Origin of the sequence: Bacillus infantis (assembly GCF_008180445.1) — a bacterium.
GTDB classification, from domain to species: domain Bacteria; phylum Bacillota; class Bacilli; order Bacillales; family Cytobacillaceae; genus Bacillus_AB; species Bacillus_AB infantis_B.
The window spans coordinates 330753-347560 of sequence record NZ_VTER01000001.1; the positions used below are offsets into that span (position 1 = coordinate 330753).

Annotated in this window: 15 protein-coding genes and 1 other RNA gene; 4 read left to right on the top strand and 12 right to left on the bottom strand. The window is 44.7% G+C overall.

What is annotated here, in order from left to right; translation table 11 throughout:
- Positions 1-97 precede the first annotated feature (97 nt).
- Positions 98-1399 (bottom strand): coiled-coil domain-containing protein, encoded by a 1302-nt coding sequence (locus tag FZD51_RS01855; RefSeq protein ID WP_187445591.1) that lies wholly within the window; start codon positions 1397-1399, stop codon positions 98-100.
- A 375-nt stretch (positions 1400-1774) separates the two neighbouring features.
- On the opposite strand from FZD51_RS01855, the gene FZD51_RS01860 reads away from it, so the two are divergent.
- Positions 1775-1993, top strand: a complete 219-nt coding sequence (locus tag FZD51_RS01860) for a hypothetical protein (RefSeq protein WP_148973184.1) — start codon at positions 1775-1777, stop codon at positions 1991-1993.
- Between the two features lie 440 nt (positions 1994-2433).
- On the opposite strand, the gene FZD51_RS01865 is transcribed toward FZD51_RS01860, so the two are convergent.
- The 4 genes from FZD51_RS01865 to FZD51_RS01880 all read right to left on the bottom strand — a co-directional run bounded on the left by FZD51_RS01865 (position 2434) and on the right by FZD51_RS01880 (position 6197).
- Positions 2434-3324, bottom strand: a complete 891-nt coding sequence (locus FZD51_RS01865; protein ID WP_148973185.1) for an SAM hydrolase/SAM-dependent halogenase family protein — start codon at positions 3322-3324, stop codon at positions 2434-2436.
- Between the two features lie 93 nt (positions 3325-3417).
- On the bottom strand, positions 3418-3945 hold the full coding sequence (locus tag FZD51_RS01870; protein ID WP_148973186.1) for a competence protein ComK: 528 nt from the start codon (positions 3943-3945) through the stop codon (positions 3418-3420).
- Positions 3946-4232: 287 nt separating this feature from the next.
- Entirely contained in the window at positions 4233-4604 is a 372-nt protein-coding gene (locus FZD51_RS01875; RefSeq protein WP_148973187.1) for a DMT family transporter, read from the bottom strand.
- Positions 4605-4667: 63 nt separating this feature from the next.
- Positions 4668-6197 (bottom strand): carboxypeptidase M32, encoded by a 1530-nt coding sequence (locus tag FZD51_RS01880; protein WP_148973188.1) that lies wholly within the window; start codon positions 6195-6197, stop codon positions 4668-4670.
- A 346-nt stretch (positions 6198-6543) separates the two neighbouring features.
- On the opposite strand from FZD51_RS01880, the gene FZD51_RS01885 reads away from it, so the two are divergent.
- The gene (locus tag FZD51_RS01885) at positions 6544-7500 is read left to right on the top strand and encodes a D-2-hydroxyacid dehydrogenase (RefSeq protein WP_148973189.1); all 957 of its coding nucleotides are present in this window, start codon (positions 6544-6546) and stop codon (positions 7498-7500) included.
- 99 nt (positions 7501-7599) lie between these two features.
- On the top strand, positions 7600-7881 hold the full coding sequence (locus FZD51_RS01890) for a hypothetical protein (RefSeq protein ID WP_148973190.1): 282 nt from the start codon (positions 7600-7602) through the stop codon (positions 7879-7881).
- 155 nt (positions 7882-8036) lie between these two features.
- On the opposite strand, the gene arfA is transcribed toward FZD51_RS01890, so the two are convergent.
- From arfA to FZD51_RS01905, 3 genes are all read right to left on the bottom strand, one after another.
- Entirely contained in the window at positions 8037-9557 is a 1521-nt protein-coding gene (gene arfA / locus FZD51_RS01895; protein WP_148973191.1) for an arabinosylfuranosidase ArfA, read from the bottom strand.
- 236 nt (positions 9558-9793) lie between these two features.
- Positions 9794-9990: non-coding RNA, 6S RNA (ssrS, locus tag FZD51_RS01900), on the bottom strand.
- An 83-nt stretch (positions 9991-10073) separates the two neighbouring features.
- Positions 10074-10631 carry a glycerol-3-phosphate acyltransferase gene (locus FZD51_RS01905; RefSeq protein WP_148973192.1) on the bottom strand — a complete coding sequence of 186 codons (558 nt, stop codon included), beginning with the start codon at positions 10629-10631 and terminating at the stop codon, positions 10074-10076.
- An 88-nt stretch (positions 10632-10719) separates the two neighbouring features.
- On the opposite strand from FZD51_RS01905, the gene FZD51_RS01910 reads away from it, so the two are divergent.
- A complete protein-coding gene (locus FZD51_RS01910) occupies positions 10720-10995 on the top strand; it encodes a hypothetical protein (RefSeq protein WP_148973193.1) in 276 nt (91 codons plus the stop codon).
- On the opposite strand, the gene FZD51_RS01915 is transcribed toward FZD51_RS01910, so the two are convergent.
- The 4 genes from FZD51_RS01915 to FZD51_RS01925 all read right to left on the bottom strand — a co-directional run bounded on the left by FZD51_RS01915 (position 10992) and on the right by FZD51_RS01925 (position 16770).
- Positions 10992-12785, bottom strand: a complete 1794-nt coding sequence (locus FZD51_RS01915; protein ID WP_148973194.1) for a S9 family peptidase — start codon at positions 12783-12785, stop codon at positions 10992-10994. The two genes, FZD51_RS01910 and FZD51_RS01915, sit on opposite strands and share 4 nt — an antisense overlap.
- Positions 12785-14041, bottom strand: coding sequence for a M20/M25/M40 family metallo-hydrolase (locus tag FZD51_RS01920; protein WP_148973195.1), 1257 nt, complete (start codon positions 14039-14041; stop codon positions 12785-12787). Before FZD51_RS01920 ends, FZD51_RS01915 begins: the two co-directional genes overlap by 1 nt.
- 179 nt (positions 14042-14220) lie before the next feature.
- The gene (locus FZD51_RS26455) at positions 14221-14343 is read right to left on the bottom strand and encodes a hypothetical protein (RefSeq protein WP_262380631.1); all 123 of its coding nucleotides are present in this window, start codon (positions 14341-14343) and stop codon (positions 14221-14223) included.
- A gap of 12 nt (positions 14344-14355) precedes the next feature.
- The gene (locus tag FZD51_RS01925; protein ID WP_148973196.1) at positions 14356-16770 is read right to left on the bottom strand and encodes a heavy metal translocating P-type ATPase; all 2415 of its coding nucleotides are present in this window, start codon (positions 16768-16770) and stop codon (positions 14356-14358) included.
- Positions 16771-16808 lie beyond the last annotated feature (38 nt).

Here is a 16808-nt window from a genome sequence, read left to right on the forward strand (position 1 = left end):
ATTTGAAAATAATCAACAAGACATACAATTTATTATCTCCTGAACATCAAAAAAGGAGAGGGCGTGAAGGCCCTCTCCTTTAATCAAGAATATTTTATTAACGGACCCTTACTACACGCCCGTTGAATTTCTGTGCCCAATAGCCGCTTGACATATTGGCAATTGCTACGCCAGTCGAGCTTTGTGATCCGATGAATTTACCGCCGCCAATATAGATTCCAACATGTCCATCTGTTTTATAAGTATTGAAGAATACAAGGTCTCCTGGCTGCATTTCGCTTGTGGAAACGCGGGTGCCTGAGTTTTTAAGAGAATCAGTGCTTGAACCGACACTAATGCCAGCCTGTGCGAAAGCCCAGTGTACGAAGCCTGAGCAGTCAAAACGGCCGTTGGCAACATCAGATGCAGTTCTTCCTCCGCCGAAAACATAGACAGAGTTTCCGATATATTTATAACCTGCGGTGATGGCAGTATTGATATTGCCGTTTGCCTTCGGTGCAGGCGCGAATGACTGAGTACTGCTGCTTCCGCCACTATTGCTAGATCCACTATTGCTGCTTGATCCGCTGTTGGAAGATGCTGCTGTATTAGAGCTGTAGCTCCTTTGCACTGCTTTTGCAGCTTCGGCAGCCTGGCGCTTTCTTTCCTGCGCAATCGCGTTATCAATTGAAGTCAGTTCAGATGCAAGTGTTGCATCTTTTTGAAGCAAGTCCGCTTTCAGGGCAGTAGCCTGCTTTTCCTTTTGCTGAACCTCAGCCTTCAGCACATCGATCTGGGCCTTCTGTTCAAGAATCTGGGCCTGCATGCCTTCAAGTTCTGTCTTCATTTCATTGAGGCCCGCCAGTTTTTGCTCAACAGAAGCCTTCTTTTCTTCGAGCTCCTTCTTATCCGCTTCATGCTCTTCCATCAAACCTCTGTCAGCCTCGACAATCTTAGCTACTGCTCCTACGCGATCAATGAAATCACTGAAGCTTGTTGAACCCATCAGCACTTCGAGATAGCCTACTGAAGCACCGCTTTCCTGGAATGACTTCGCCCTTTCCTTCAGGACTTCATTCCTCTTCTCAATGCGTTCCTGAATGACAGCTACTTCTTTCTTCAGTTCTTCAATCTCAGCATTTGTAGCAGCAATCTGTTCTTTTGTTGTTGCAATCTTGCTGTTATTATCCTTGATTGCCTGATTGACGCGGGCAATTTGTGCATTCAATTTTTCCAATTCATTCTGAGCTTTTGCAATCTCTTGAGCTGCCTTTGAAATATTGGCCTGGATTCCAGAACGCTGTTCCTGGATTTGAGCTTTTTTGCTGTGTAATGTATCCGCATTTACTGCCGGGATGGAAAATGCACTTCCCAGGCCAAGCATAATTGTCGTGTTCAGCACTACTAATTTCTTTTTCATCGCTCTCTTCCCCCTGCTTCCCTTTGCCAAGCTATAAGACTCTCTCTTTATCTACATGCAAAAGCCAACGGCAAACTATATGTATTTTAAATGTTAAATTTGATTGTTCTGTGACAAAATTCTATTAAATAAACCAATTTAAACCTTTTTTTCACAATTAGAAGTATAACACCCAAATCTTTCAAACAGGTAATAATTATATTACAGTTATATTTCAATCGTGACATTAAACCACTTTTATCCTAGTTTTTATGCTTCAAATACCTATATTTTACAGAAAAACAGCGAAAATCTATCTAAACGTGCCATTTAGACATTTTTTTCTCCATACATTCATCCGGGTAAAATAGCATATAGTAAGCAGGAAGTTTTATTTTGTATAATATTGGTTATAGTAACTCATTATTCCAATTTGCGACAACCGCACTAAGGCTGGTGAAACTATGGCGACTGGAAAAAGAAGGAAAAAAAGGGAAGCAGGCGGCTGGAAAACAAAAAGACTCGATTTTTATGGAAATTCTTTCAGAGGGACTCAGCCAATTATTAAACCCGTTTTTATGGTTAGGAAGGCTGATTTCACGGTTGTGGGATTGAACGGAGATATAAAGTCGATATGATACTTTTAAGTCTAATATACACATGTTAATATCAGCAATTGGGCGTGCAGATTGAGTCAAAGCATTGCGGACCCTTTCTCCAGTACGCCATCTGCCCGTTTCCGCTTAAGGAACTCTGATCGGCGCATTTACTTTCTTGGGTACCTCATATGTGCTGTTTGAGGCATTTTGAGCGGGCGGATCCAGACTTTTGAGTACCTCAATAGCTTCAAGCACTCTGACCAGCATTAACCCTCGATCTGGCTGCCTCTTCTCCTCCGGAGGTTTCTCCTATTCATGCGGTTTTCAAATAAAACCTGCCCAAAAGAAAAAGACCCTTCCAGGTCTTTCTCATTGCTTATGGAATTGGCTTTTATCTCCTTGACATGCCAATGGCCTTCAAAAAGAGCAAGCCTTCCTGCACTCCCTAATCCTCTCTCATGTAGCAGCAATCCCACTTGCAAGGTTTTGCTGCAGCACCTCCCGGAATTCTGCCTTTTCAATTGCTATGGTCCAGTCTTGCCCTGCCCCTATCGAAAATATTTCAGCAAAAGAACCCTGGTTCACAGCCAGCCCGAGATTCCCAAGTGAGTTTATATAGGCAACAGGTTCTCCCCCAGGGACATCGGCAAAAGATTTACCAAAAGTGATCAGCCCTCTAAAGGCAAGTGATTGGCCGGCCCTGATTTCCGCTATCAATCTGTCTCCGTGTGCTATACCCATCTCCTTCAGCAGAGACCTCCCAATATTCGTCCACAAATTCCCGAAGCGGACATCCATGATTTCAATACACCCTGCAGATTTGCCGTTATTGAGCGAAGAGCATGGAGACTGCAAAATACAAATACCGCCGGGATCTGCATATTCCCCCAGTTCTTCAAAGCTGACTGTGCCGCTGGCCAGCCTTGCTCCTGTATACGCGTAAATATCCCTGCCGTGGAATGTGTGAGATTCCAAGGATCCTGGAAGCCTGTTCACCGTTTCATTAATGACCCTTGCTTCAGCAATCCCTGCATTCATGCTGACATGTGTCAATGTGCCGTTATCCGGCGTGATGACCAGCTGTCCTGTTGCTGTTTTGACTGCAAGGCTCCTCCTCTCAGAACCGACACCAGGATCGACGACAGAAACAAAGACTGTCCCTTCAGGCCAATATGGGAGAGTCTGATTAAGCCTGCAGGATGCCTCCCATACGGAAAAAGCAGGAATGTTATGCGTCAAATTGAAAATTGGAATGGCAGGGCTGACGGAAAAAGCAACACCGTGCATCGCACTGACCGCCCCATCTGCTAATCCGAAATCTGATTGAAATACTAAAGCCCTCCCCATCTCTTTCACCCTTTCAAAATTTGTGTATAAAAAGAGTTATGCCGGGAAAGACTCAAAGATTCTTATTATTTTCTCTGCATGAATAAGTTTGGCTCACTCACTTATTTTAAAGCCGGCCGGCGGGGTATAAAGATATGTCAGTGTTCTGCCTGTTGCCTTTTCAATCCGGTATTTATAGCTCTCAGCCCTGGCCATCCTGTTTTTGAAAAGTTTTTCCGAAATATCAAGATGTACTGTTCTTCCGTTTATAAGCAGGACAGCACATTTATTCACCTCAATGGCTGCCACATCTTCTATCCCGTGAAGCGAAAACCACACGCAGTCTTCATGAAAGGGAGCTTTGTGAGGAAACCAAAACATATCCTGCAGGCCGCAGAGCCGTACCGGCGGCATGCTGACTTTGCCTAAAACTTTCTTAGTGCCCTTCATAGCGCCCTTTAAATTGCTTCCCAGCTGCTGAAGGGAATCATTCATTACCTCATGCGGGGGGCCCTTAACCAAAACAGATTCATCTTTTAGACCTACAATTTCAGCATGCCGCTCCCCAAACAGATTACTGAATGGCATTATGCAAAGTGTTTCTCTCCTTATAAGGAATTTTTCTATATATAGCTGATCCAAAGTTTCCCCTCCCCTGGCTTAATCCATAAGAAAAAAGCCTGTACCAGATTCTTTTCACTATATTGGATTTTTTCATAATATTTTCAGCGGTGTATTCACATAAGAAACACCTCCAGAATGGAATAGGTCTATGGAATGTATGTGTAAACAGTTTGTTAATGTGATGGGTTCGAATAAGAGAAAAATGCGGAGTTTTATCAGAAGAAAACGGCTTCCAGTTTGTCTGCCAGAAGCCTCTCAATCTTATTTATCAGGATAATTATACAATTAATAGAATATTTTGTAAATTAATTTTCTTTTATTGTTTCTGTATAAGCCTCTTCCCCGCCTGCATGACTTGATGGAGAAGCGATATTAAGGAGAACAACGCCAAGAATAATAAGGATGATTCCTGCAGCGCTCAGCATGTTCAGCTTTTCTTTCCAGATCAATATGCCGATTATTGCAGTTGCAGCAGTGCCGATTCCGGACCAGATAGCATATGCGATGCTCAATGGGATTGTTTTTAAAGAAAGAGATAAAGCAAAAAATGCCACTCCAAAACCGAGGAGAACCCCAATGGCCGGCCATATTTTCGTAAATCCTTCAGAGGCCTTCAGCATAGAAGTCCCGAATAATTCTGCTGCAATGGCAATGAACAGAAATAAATACGCCTTCAAACAAATCACCTTCTATCTATTATTCTTTCAAGAAAAAAGCCCTCCTCGAGGGAGAGCCTTTATTCAGCAATTATATAATTCCCCATATTTATCTTCAAGGTATTGAATAAGATACTCAGCATTCAGCTCTTCTCCTGTTACCTTTTGGATTAACACATCCGGGGTGAAGGTTTTTCCATACTGATGAATATTGTCTTTCAGCCATTGCATGATGGTGCTGAAATCGCCTTCTGCTATCTTTTCCCCAAAATCGGGGATTTGTTTTTTTATTGTTTCCAGGATTTGCGCTGCATACAGATTGCCCAAAGCATACGAAGGGAAATAGCCAAACCCGCCAAATGACCAGTGTACATCCTGAAGCACTCCTGCCGTATCTGTCTCAGGTGCAATTCCCAGATAATCCTCCATCTTTTTATTCCATGCTTCCGGAAGATCTTTTGCAGAAAGCGTCCCTTCGAACAAGCTTTTTTCAATTTCATAGCGGAGCATGATATGGAGATTATAGGTCAATTCATCAGCTTCCACCCTGATAAGGGAAGGATTAACCGCATTTATCGCCTTGTAAAACTGATCTTCGGTTACATCCGCAAGCTGCCCGGGGAAGGTTTTCTGGAATTCAGGATAAAAGCGGCTCCAGAACTGTCTGCTTCTGCCAACCATATTTTCAAGGAATCTCGATTGGGATTCATGAATGCCGAAGGATGCCCCTTCCCTGAGGCAAGTGCCTTCAAGAGCAGGATCAATCTGCTGTTCATAAATTCCGTGACCCGCTTCATGGATCGTGCCGAACAGGGCGGTCAATACATTGTATTCAGCATATCTGGTTGTAATTCTGACATCTCTCGTATTGATTGGCTGTGCAAAAGGATGGACTGTTTCATCCAGCCGGCCTGCATCCAGATCAAAGCCGATCTCAGGAAGAATTCTCCTGTTGAATTCCTTCTGTTTGCCAACAGGGAAAGACTGTCTGACGATTTCAACCGGCAGAACTGCACCAGAATTTTGTATCTTCTTCAGCAGCTCCACACTGCTTTTGCGCAGGGATGAAAAAAGAGGATCCAGCTTTTTTACTGTCAGCCCCGGTTCAAAATCTTCCAATAGTGCATCATATGGATGATTATATTCGCCATAAAGCTTTATGAATTGTTTTTTGAAATCTATGATCTTTTCCAGATAAGGAAGGTAATGCATGAAATCATTCTTTTCCCGGGCTTCCTCCCAGGCATTGTTGGCTTCTGCAGTCAGAATGCTATATTCATTGTACAAGTCAACAGGGATGCTTTTTGATTTGTCATAAAATATTTTTCTTTCCCTTATCCTTGCCTGCATTCTTTCATCCAGATGAACAGTTTTTTCTTCATCATCCAGAATGGCAAGCACCTCTCCGAGTTCCCCGCTTACCTGAAGCTTGAAGATTTCCGTTTCAAGCGTCCCGATTGACTTGGAGAAAAATCCTCTTCCTTTTTTCGGAGCCATCACCTTCTGATCCCAGCCCAAAAGGCTGGAAATGCTTGTTAAATGAGTTATTTTTTCATCGATTTTTTCAAATTTCTTTAGGGCAGCTTCATATGAAAGCACAGCGGCAGTTTGCATTAGGTTTCCCCCCAGATATAAGTTTTTCTCAAAATAGAATATTCGGTCTATTTTATTATAAAAAGAATGCATTCCTTTTTCAAGAAGCTTTAATCGTGTTCTGCATAGATTCTTGGCTCATTAGCGGGAAACAAAGCTCAAATAGCCTATTAATAAAAAGAATCCCACTGTCATAGCGGATAGGCACCAAAGCCTTTCTAAAATAATTTTTCATTCCACTTTTCCCAGTCTTAGGTTTAATCGTTTGTACCTAATAAAAGCATTTTTTTTCTTATTATTTTCCAAAGATGTTAGAATAGTATTATTCGAAATTTCTGTCATCTATTGAGAAAGAAGGTAGCTTATTTTGTCCACAAAAACAATGATACTCACACAAGATCTGCGTGAAGACCTGTTAAAGAATGTTAAAAACGCTATGCCAGGATGGAATATTATCGCAGGAAAAGATCCTGAAATCTGGAAAAGCCATCTGATGGATGCTGAAATTATAGCAGGATGGAAAAAAGATACAGCCCAAGCGGCGGACAGCAAAAACCTCCGCTGGATTCAAACCTGGAGTGCAGGCGTCAATAATCTTCCGCTTGAAAAGCTGGAAAAAAACAATGTCTTCCTGACAAGCGCGAACGGAGTCCATGCTTACCCGATTTCTGAGACTATTTTTGGACTGATGCTCGCTCTCACCCGGAAATTACATACCTATGTGAGAAACCAGGAAGAGAAGAAGTGGCATCACAGCCATATGAACCAGGAAATCCACAAAAAGACCATCGGGATCATCGGTGCGGGTGAAATCGGCCGCGAAACAGCCAAAATCGCTAAAGCATTTGGCATGAAAGTAATTGGAGTAAGGCACTCCGGAAAAGAAGAACAGTATTTTGACGAAATGCACACTGCCGAAAAGCTGGATGATATTCTGCCTCACTGTGATTATATTGTCATCACACTCCCTCTAACAGCTGAAACACACTCTATGTTTTCCGCATCACAGTTTAGCAGGATGAAAAACTCTGCATTCTTAATCAATATTGGCAGAGGTGAAATCCTGGTCGAACAGGATTTGATCACTGCCCTTAAAGATGGCGAGATTGCCGGAGCAGGTCTGGACGTTTTTGAAAAGGAACCTCTCCAGGAGAGCAGCCCTCTCTGGGAAATGGAAAATGTAATTATCACACCACACACTTCCGGCTCAACCGAATATTACGACGAAAGGGTCATCAACGATATTCTTGTTCCCAACCTGAAGGAATATATAGAAGGTAAGAAGCCTGCCCGCAATCTTGTTGATTACAGGAAAGGCTACTGACATATTCCAGTACCCTTCTGACTGCAGGTGACGAACGTATTCTATAAACCAGGAGATATGCATAGTTTGTAAAGGGGAAAATAAAAAGGGGGAATAAAAATGAGCGTGATCCATGATCAGTTCGATGCCATTTCTATCCGGAATGTCCATCGGCAGCTGAAAGAAATACAAATGATCGCTACCACAAACAGATGCATAGACTGGGAGCTTGCTTCGGCCCTGGACCAGGTTACAAGGGCGGCCGGAATGCTCTGCAATGTTATAGAAGAACATCTGGATGGGACCCGGAGTGATGTTGATGCCCTCTATTATATAGAGGAAAAACTGTCGGCTGCCCTTTCCATGGCAAAGAAAATTGATAACCGCAGGGAGCCTGTATAAAAACACCGGCATTAAAGCTGCACGACAAAAAGCCAAGAGAGAGAAGCGTATATTTCTCTCCCTTGGCTTTTTGCGGTTTAGAGCAGTGTACGGCTTTTTCTTTTGAGAGAACAAAGTTTGCTGCCTTGGAAGTATTATTAGCTAACCTTCTGATATCAATCTTCCAGCTTCTTAAGCCTGATCATATTCCAGGACATTTTTGGCAATACAGCAGTAAGAGTTCCTTTTTCTATATATGAGTCATTGCCCTTCTGTGGTTTGACTTGCTCATCATTGATTGAATTTACCGCTTTTGGATTTTCATGTTTGAGTATTATCTGTTCGACTAATTGATACCCCTCAAACGACCGGATATCCACATCGACCAGCAATTGAGTGTCCAGGCTGCGATTTACTGCAAAGATGACGAGTTCTTCATTTTCTTCATTATAGACCACTGACTGGTCTAAATACGGCACATCAGTAAAGTCTTTACTGTCATATTTGGGTGAATCAACAATTGAATGAAGTGCTGTACCGCGTCCATAAACAGAAGTATAGTAGTATGGATAGAAAATGGCTTGCTTCCAAATACCGCCTCCTGTTTCTGTCATAATAGGTGCAATGACATTTACCAGCTGGGCCATACAAGCGATTTTCACACGATCCGAATGCTTTAGCAGTGTATTCAGCATGCTGCCTACAAGCAAAGCATCCTCGAATGTATAAATATCCTCCAATAATGGAGGCGACACAGACCAAGGCTCAATGGTCTTGTCCTGATCATTGGAATGAAACCAAACATTCCATTCGTCAAAACTTAAGTTCATTGTTTTTTTACTGCGTTTCTTTGCCTTCATATAATCACATGCAGCAGTGACAGTTTTGATGAAATTGTCCATATCCAATGTACTGGCCAAGTAGTTTGCCGTGTCATTATCTCGATTCCCATAATATTGATGAAGAGATATATAATCAGCAGCTTCATATGTATGTTCGAGTGTTTCTGCTTCCCATTCAGGAAATGTTGGCATGCCTGAGCCGGAGCTTCCGCAGCTGACCAGTTCAATCGAAGGATCGACCAATTTCATCGCCTTGGCAGTTTCAGCAGCAAGCCTTCCATATTCATATGCCGTTTTCATGCCAATCTGCCAGGGTCCATCCATTTCATTTCCTAAACACCAGACCTTTATATGGTGAGGTTCAGTATAGCCATGTTCTTTTCTCAAATCACTCCAATATGTACCGCCGGGATGATTGCAGTATTCCACTAAATTTCGTGCAGCATCAATGCCCCTGGTACCTAAATTAACAGCCATCATGACTTCTGCATTGACTTTCTTCGCCCAGGCTGCAAATTCGTTAGTCCCAACTTCGTTTTTCTCCAGTGAGTTCCAGGCTAAATCCAGGCGTTTTGGCCTCAATTCTTTTGGTCCGACTCCATCTTCCCAGTTGTAAGCTGACACCATATTCCCCCCGGGATAGCGGATGATCGGCACCCTCAGCTCTTTTACCAGTTCAATGACATCTTGTCGGAATCCATCCTCATCAGCACTGGCATGCGAAAGTTCGTATATTCCCCCATATACGGCACGGCCCAGCTGCTCTATGAAAGATCCATAGATCCTGGGGTCAATATCGGATATTGTAAACGACTTGTCTATCAGCATTTTTGCTTTATGTCCATTCAAAGTCATTATTCTCACCTTTCTATCTATAAAATATTTATTTCAAAATCTGTATGTACCCTCAAATAGAACTAACTTATTTATATTGTTTAGTGGTTATACAAAGTATTGGCTGTTCAACCCTTGAATACCTTTTTTCTCTTGAAATTTGGCATCCTTTTTTAAAAAAGTCAGAAAATTTTCTTTAGAAAATCCTTAATAACCAAAAAAACCAGTCCCCCTAAGGAACTGGTTTCTGATTGCTTATGTAAGCCACTTTTGCCGTAATAAATATAAGAAAGTTTTAAACCACCACTCCTCAAAGTGGGTGTTTGCAGAAACCTTCCTGCATGTCCTCCTTGTCACAAGTGACAGAGGCTTGTCATTCCAGCTTCGATATAAAACTCCCTATTACAGCTTAAAGGTTAAAACTTTATTATGGTTACGGGCAAAGCAGCTTGTATTTATATATTACCTCATTTGCGCTTCCAGCTCAACTGTTTTGTCTGGAAACGGAGGAGCCTTCCGGCTGGAAATTATTTCATGCTAGGCTGCTTTTTTCGAAAAATAGTCGTTATGGGCTGCTATCACAATCAGGAGCATAATCACAAAAGCACCTGCTGCTGGAACGTCTCTTCCTAATAAATAGATGGAAACAGGCATTGCCGCCATTGCGATAAGCCCTGGAACCGTAAAGCGGCGCGTGACGCCCCATCCGGCAAGCAGCACAATAAAGGCAGCCAGCAGGCTTGCGGGGGCTAAATAAAGAGCCGATGCCAGATATACGACAACCCCCTTGCCTCCCCTGAATCCAAGGGGGGCCGGCCATATATGCCCGCACAGCACAGCGAAAGCACAGACCAGCAGTGCGGAATGCCCCAAAAAAGCATCAGCCGCAGCTAAAGCAGCCACTGTCTTCCCTGCATCAATCAAAACCGTATAAAAGAAACCCCTTTTTCCCAGTTCACGTCCAGCATTCCTTGCACCTGCGTTCCCGCTGCCCATCTGCCTGATATCTTTTCCCTGCCACTTTCTGGCCAGCAGATAAGCCCCGTTGATGCAGCCGGCTAAATAGCAGAGAATGAAAGCTGCTGCTGTATACATAAACCTTCCCCCCGAATAATTCTGCGGATGCCGGCAAAAATAGAGTGAAGCAGCCCAGTCCTGATCTGGAAGAAAGGTGATAGGCCCAATGTTCCCTGTTATACATACCAACTTTTGGGATGCCGTTTTTGCCGTGCCTGCGGTTCTTATTGTAACACAGCTGCTGAAGCTGTATTTCAATATCCCTGGAAAAATAGTCCCGTCAGTTGCCTTGCTTTGCGGACTGGCAGTTTCTGTCCTGATCAGCCATAAGCATGATTTCGTGGCCGGCCTCTTTATGGGATGGTTTTATGGATATGCAGCGATAGGTTCATACAGCAGCCTGAAAGCTTCTATAAAATCTTTCAGGAACAGCAGCTCCTAATGTTTAATCCTTCCGGAATATTCCTTGAGGAAGTCCCATGAAGCTGTATAAGCTTTAATATTATTCTCCCTTTTTACAAAGAAATGGCCTTCATCTTCAAAACGGATATACTCTACAGGATGCTGACGATTTTTCAGATCCTCCACAATCTGCTCTGTTTCCTCGATCGGCACTCTCGGATCGTTGGCACCGTGAAGAACCAGGAGCGGACATTGAATCCTGTCTGTTTTATGCAGCGGATCAATTTCATCGAAGAATGCCCCATCATTCTCTATGCTCCCATATTCAGCTTCCCTCATCTTCCGCCTCCATGGGCTGGTGTTCTGCAGGAAAGTCCGGAAGCTTGAAATTCCAACAATATCAATGGCAGAAGACCAGATGCCAGGGTAGTGGGTGATGGCAGCCAGGACCATGAAGCCCCCGTAGCTTCTTCCCATAATGCTGATCTGATCTTCGTCAGCTCCTCCCTCTGTTTTCAGCCAGTCGACAAGATGGACTAAATCACGTACAGAGTCCATCCGCTTTCTGACATCATCCAGATGGGTAAAGCTTTTACCATAGCCTGTGCTGCCCCTGACATTCGGCGTACATACAGCAAACCCCTTATCAAGGAAATACTGCAGGAATGGATTAAAAACAGCCCTTATCTGGCTTTCCGGCCCTCCGTGGACAAACACAACCACCGGAAGCTTTCCGTCAGCCTTTTTAGGCTTATAGTAGAATGCTGGAATCTCAAGTCCGTCAAAGGAAGCAAAAGAAATCAGTTCAGGAGCACACAGCTTTTCTTCTACCACAGGATCATGCGAAATGAACGTGGCCCTTTTAGCTTTATGTGATTTGAGATCAAGCTCCCAAATGTCTGAAGGATGCTGCGGCCCATTCAGGACAAAAGCAAGCCTGCTGTTATCAGGAGAAAAGGCAAAATCAGTAATGACTCCTGCAGGGGATTCCCACTCTCTCACTTCATTCGATTCGGAATCAAACAATGCGCCTTTTGAAACCCCTCCTTCATTGATGGAAAAAGCCATCTTCTTTCTATCAGTGCTGAGCTTCAGCTCTTCCAAGTCCCACTCCTTCTCAACCAGCCATTGTGTTTCCAGGGTTTCAAGATCAAGTCTGGCAAGATTCATGAACTCCCGGTCCCTGTTGGAAAGCATATAAATCATTTTTCCATCTGAGCTGAACGCAGGACTGGCAAAAGCCGCTTCCCCTTCATGCTTTGTGAGCCACTGCACCATTCCTTCTGAAAGATCCAGCAGTCCAAGGTCATTATCAAGATTTGTGTTCACCTGCTCTATCAGCAGGGAGCTTCCTTCTGGATGCCATAGAAGGGGAGAAAAATTCCCATCTCCCTGGAATACCATTTTAACTTCAAAACTCTCAAGATTCTGAATATAAATATCGAAATAGGTGTTATGGCGGCGGTTGCTGGCCCAGGAAATCCACTTTCCATCCGGGGATACCCCGCCATACTTGTGGATATGTTCAGGCGAGTCGGTCAGCCGGATGACTTCCCCTGTTTCGGTTAAAAGGAAAAGCTGCTGCTTTTCATTCACACCCTCATCCATGCCAAAAATCCTTTTACCGGTTCCTTGTATAAAGGAAACAAACATAATCCTTTCAGCGGTTTCAAGTACCTGATTAGGATTTCCGCCTTCAGAGTTTATTTCCCATATTTGCGGAAGCCCGGAAGCATCTGAGATGAAATTCAGCATTTTCCCCTGCTGTCCGTAGACAGGATTCTTCACGTTTCTGATATTCATGAAATTTTCAATTGTCAATTGTTCCATTACAGGCTCCCTTCTGCATTATTTTTGCGCCTGCTGCCCAGGAGCGGACTGGAAATACCTTTGACTCCCGCCAATCCCAGAATACATAGGAAAATGGCCTGCGGCCCATAATAGGCTTCCTTCGGATCAAAGTACTCTTCAAGTGTATGTATGCCCCCAAAGCTTCCGCCGCCGCCAAGTGTTACAGCCGGAATTCCAAGAGCAATCGGCACATTGGAGTCGGTGCTGCTGGCTTTCTCAAACGAAGCTGTGAAGCCAAGCTGCCTTGAAGCTTCCGCAGCGGTTTGGACGATGGCAGATTCTATATCCTGGCTGCCAGCCGGACGGTCCCCTACCTGCTTGATTTCAACTGTAATTCCGGAACCAGCACCGGCAGCTCCTTTGATGATCGAGAGCGCTTCATTTTCAACCTTTGCCAGCTCATCTGCAGAAACAGAACGAAGATCAATGATCAATCTGGCTTCCGCTGCAATCGTATTGACCGAGGTCCCCCCGGAGACTATCCCTACATTAAAAGTTGTTTTCGGATCTTCCGGCACCTTAAGATCTGCTATGCCGGCAATGGCTTTTCCTGCAGCATGAATGGCGCTCGGCGTACCGAAATCCCCAAAGCTGTGGCCGCCTGAGCCCTTATAGATAATCTCATATCTTTTACTGCCTGCAGCCAGATAAGTAATGCGCTCAGGGCTGCCCGGTTCAATGGAAATGAAGCCGTCTATCCCATGATCTTGTCCAAACAGCGCCTTGACTCCATTTAAATCCCCAAGTCCTTCTTCTCCGACCGTCGCTCCAAACAGAATATCCCCTTCTGTTTCGATTCCCGTTTCGTTAAACGCACGGATTAGAGTCAGTACGGCAGCCAGCCCCCTTCCGTCATCAGCGATGCCGGGAGCATAAATTTTTCCGTCTTTTTCTTTTGGGACTGTGTCAGTGCCTGCTGGAAAAACAGTATCAAGATGGGCACAAACCGCAATCCTCGGTCCATTCCCCGTTCCCTTTCTGAGCCCGAATATATTGCCTGCATCATCTTTCGAAATATCTTCAATACCCAGTTCTTCCAGCCTTCGTCTATAATACTCCCCCCGCTCCCCCTCTTCGAAGGTCGGTGCAGGGATGCTCGTCAGCTCCTTTTGATCAGCCGATGTCCGGTCATTATCATTTTTTAAAAAGGATAGGCCCTTTTGTACAGCTGAAATGCCCGCTATTTTTTCCAATGCTTCTGCCGCGCTATTTTTCAATTCAGGATTTTCCGCCAATGTTCTTCCCCCTTTGCAAAGTCTATTATTATTATATTCCAAAAATTAAATGTATTGTTGCTGGAAGGCTTCAGAAGATTTTCTCTTTAAGAAAAAAGGAAAAAGCCCCAGATGCATGGAGCTTTTTCCTCTTGTTCTGTTTCTCTGTTTTAAAAACAAATAGCATTTTCCATTCCATCCTAATCGCTTTGATGCCCGTGCTCTGGTTCCGCAGGGGGTTCAGCGATAAATGTATCATATATATAATAGCCGCCAACCACTAAAAGCAGATATACTGCGGCTGATATAGCCCATTTTTTCATCAGAAGCCCTCCTTATAATTTTACCCGCTGCAGCCTCAGCGCATTGAGGACAACCGAGACCGAACTGAAAGCCATTGCTGCGCCTGCCAGCCACGGTGCAAGCAGACCGAGTGCTGCAAAGGGTATCCCGAGCGTATTATATCCAAAAGCCCAGAAGAGGTTCTGCCGGATATTCGAGATTGTTTTCCTGCTCATATAAATGGCATCGGAAATGCTTCTTAAGTCACCGCGGATCAGGGTGATATCTGCTGCTTCCATCGCCACATCAGTGCCTGTTCCGATTGCCATTCCGATGTCGGCAACAGCCAGTGCCGGCGCATCATTGATTCCGTCTCCCACCATGGCCACAATTTTTCCTTGCTTCTGCAGCTTTTTCACTTCTTCTGCCTTTCCTTCCGGGAGGACTTCAGATATAACCGCATCCACACCTGCCTCCCTGCCGATTGCCTCGGCTGTAGCCTTGTTGTCACCTGTCATCATGATCACTTCAAGCCCCATTTCCTTAAGGCGTGCAATTGCCTCGGCAGATGTATCTTTAATCGTGTCTGCAACAGCAATGATGCCGGCAAACTGCCCGTCAATGGCTGCCAGCATGGCAGTTTTGCCCTGGCTTTCAAGCTTTTCAAGCTCCACGTCAGCGGAGCTGAATTCAACAGAATTTCCGCCGAGCAGCCTTCTGGTTCCTATCAGGAGCTTCCTTCCATCCACGACAGCTTTAATGCCATATCCGGGGATTGCCTCAAATTCTTCCGCTTCTTTCATATCTATATTGCGGGCTTTGATCCCGGCCGTTATTGCCTCGGCAAGAGGATGCTCAGACTGTTTTTCTGCCGCACCTGCCATAGCCAGGAACTCCGTCTCACCCAATTCCGTCAGCACATCTGTCAAGACCGGCTTCCCGTTGGTGATTGTGCCAGTCTTATCAAGGACAACTGTTGTGATGCGGTGTGTCCGCTCAAGATGCTCCCCGCCCTTAAAAAGGATTCCGTATTCTGCAGCCCGCCCGGAGCCGGCCATGATGGACGTCGGAGTTGCCAGGCCAAGTGCACAGGGACATGCTATCACAAGGACAGCGATCATTTTTTCAAGAGCTTCTGCAAAATTGCCTGGATCTGCCCATAGGTACCAGATGAGGAATATAACGGCAGCGATCCCCACAACAACCGGTACAAATATCCCGGAAATCTTGTCAGCAAGGCGCTGGATTGGCGCCTTCGATCCTTGTGCATCCTCAACAACCTTGATGATCTGTGCCAGGGCTGTATCTTTCCCCACTTTTGCTGCCTGGACTTTTATGAAACCATTTTTGTTGATGGTTGCCCCAATGACTGAATCGCCGGGCTCCTTATCTGCAGGTACGCTTTCTCCTGTTATCATGCTTTCATCCACGGCGGTTCTTCCCTCAAGGATCATTCCGTCAGCAGGAATTTTCTCTCCTGGCTTCACGGCAAGGATATCACCGGGCATGACGCTTTCCAGGGGAATTTCGGTTTCCTCGCCATTCCTGATGACGCGCGCCGTTTTAGCCTGCAGATTCATCAGCTTTTTAATGGCCTCAGAAGACCGTCCTTTTGCTTTGGCTTCAAACAGCTTCCCCAGAATAATCAGCGTTATCAGGACTGCACTGGTCTCAAAATAAAGATTTACTGAGTGGCCCCCTGAACCTATCGATTTTATTGATAAATATAAGCTGTAGAAAAAGGCAGCAGAGGTGCCGAGGGCAACCAGTACATCCATATTGGCACTGCCGTTTCTAAGAGCTTTGTAGGCGCCTGTATAAAACTGGCGGCCGATGATAAACTGGACTGGAGCAGCAAGGGCCAGCTGCACCCAGGGATTCATGAACATCTCCGGCACATACAAGAAGCTGGTAAAGCTGAAATGTCCGGCCATTGCCCATAATAATGGCAGAGAAAGAATAAGAGCAAAAGTGAATTTTCCTTTCTGTCTCTCTATTTCTCTTTCACGGTGGTCCTGCTCTTCACCTGCCACCTCCTCGGTTCTCAGGGCAGCACCATAGCCAAGTTTTTCAACTCTTTTAATAAGGTCAGCCGGCGATACCGCAGAAGGATTATAGACCACATCTGCCCTTTCCAGCGCCAAATTGACGTTTGCATCACTGATTCCGTCCATTTTCTTTAGCCCTTTTTCAATGCGTGCGGAGCAGGCTGCACAGGTCATGCCTGTAATGGCGAGCTCTGCCTTTTCAGTCACAACCTTGTAGCCCAGATTTTCTACCTTATGAAAAATATCTTCCTGCTTCACTTTTTCAGGGTCAAATTGAACAGCCGCTTTTTCAAGAGCCAAATTGACTGAAGCATTTTCCACACCTTCAACCTTTTTGAGTCCTTTTTCTATTCTTACGGCACAGGCTGAACAGGTCATCCCGCTTATTTCAAACTGAGTTTCTTTTGCTTGCTCGCTCATCGCTTACATCTCCTTATACCTATATGGGGTATATTTTG

Bases quoted from the DNA above. Each gene is read 5' to 3' on its own strand.
- FZD51_RS26455 (WP_262380631.1), bottom strand. From the start codon at position 14,343: ATGAAAAAATGGGCTATATCAGCCGCAGTATATCTGCTTTTAGTGGTT.
- FZD51_RS01905 (WP_148973192.1), bottom strand. From the start codon at position 10,631: ATGTATACAGCAGCAGCTTTCATTCTCTGCTATTTAGCCGGCTGCATC.
- FZD51_RS01925 (WP_148973196.1), bottom strand. From the start codon at position 16,770: ATGAGCGAGCAAGCAAAAGAAACTCAGTTTGAAATAAGCGGGATGACC.
- FZD51_RS01855 (WP_187445591.1), bottom strand. From the start codon at position 1,399: ATGAAAAAGAAATTAGTAGTGCTGAACACGACAATTATGCTTGGCCTG.
- FZD51_RS01910 (WP_148973193.1), top strand. From the start codon at position 10,720: ATGTTCCCTGTTATACATACCAACTTTTGGGATGCCGTTTTTGCCGTG.
- FZD51_RS01880 (WP_148973188.1), bottom strand. From the start codon at position 6,197: ATGCAAACTGCCGCTGTGCTTTCATATGAAGCTGCCCTAAAGAAATTT.
- FZD51_RS01890 (WP_148973190.1), top strand. From the start codon at position 7,600: ATGAGCGTGATCCATGATCAGTTCGATGCCATTTCTATCCGGAATGTC.
- FZD51_RS01915 (WP_148973194.1), bottom strand. From the start codon at position 12,785: ATGGAACAATTGACAATTGAAAATTTCATGAATATCAGAAACGTGAAG.
- arfA (WP_148973191.1), bottom strand. From the start codon at position 9,557: ATGACTTTGAATGGACATAAAGCAAAAATGCTGATAGACAAGTCGTTT.
- FZD51_RS01865 (WP_148973185.1), bottom strand. From the start codon at position 3,324: ATGGGGAGGGCTTTAGTATTTCAATCAGATTTCGGATTAGCAGATGGG.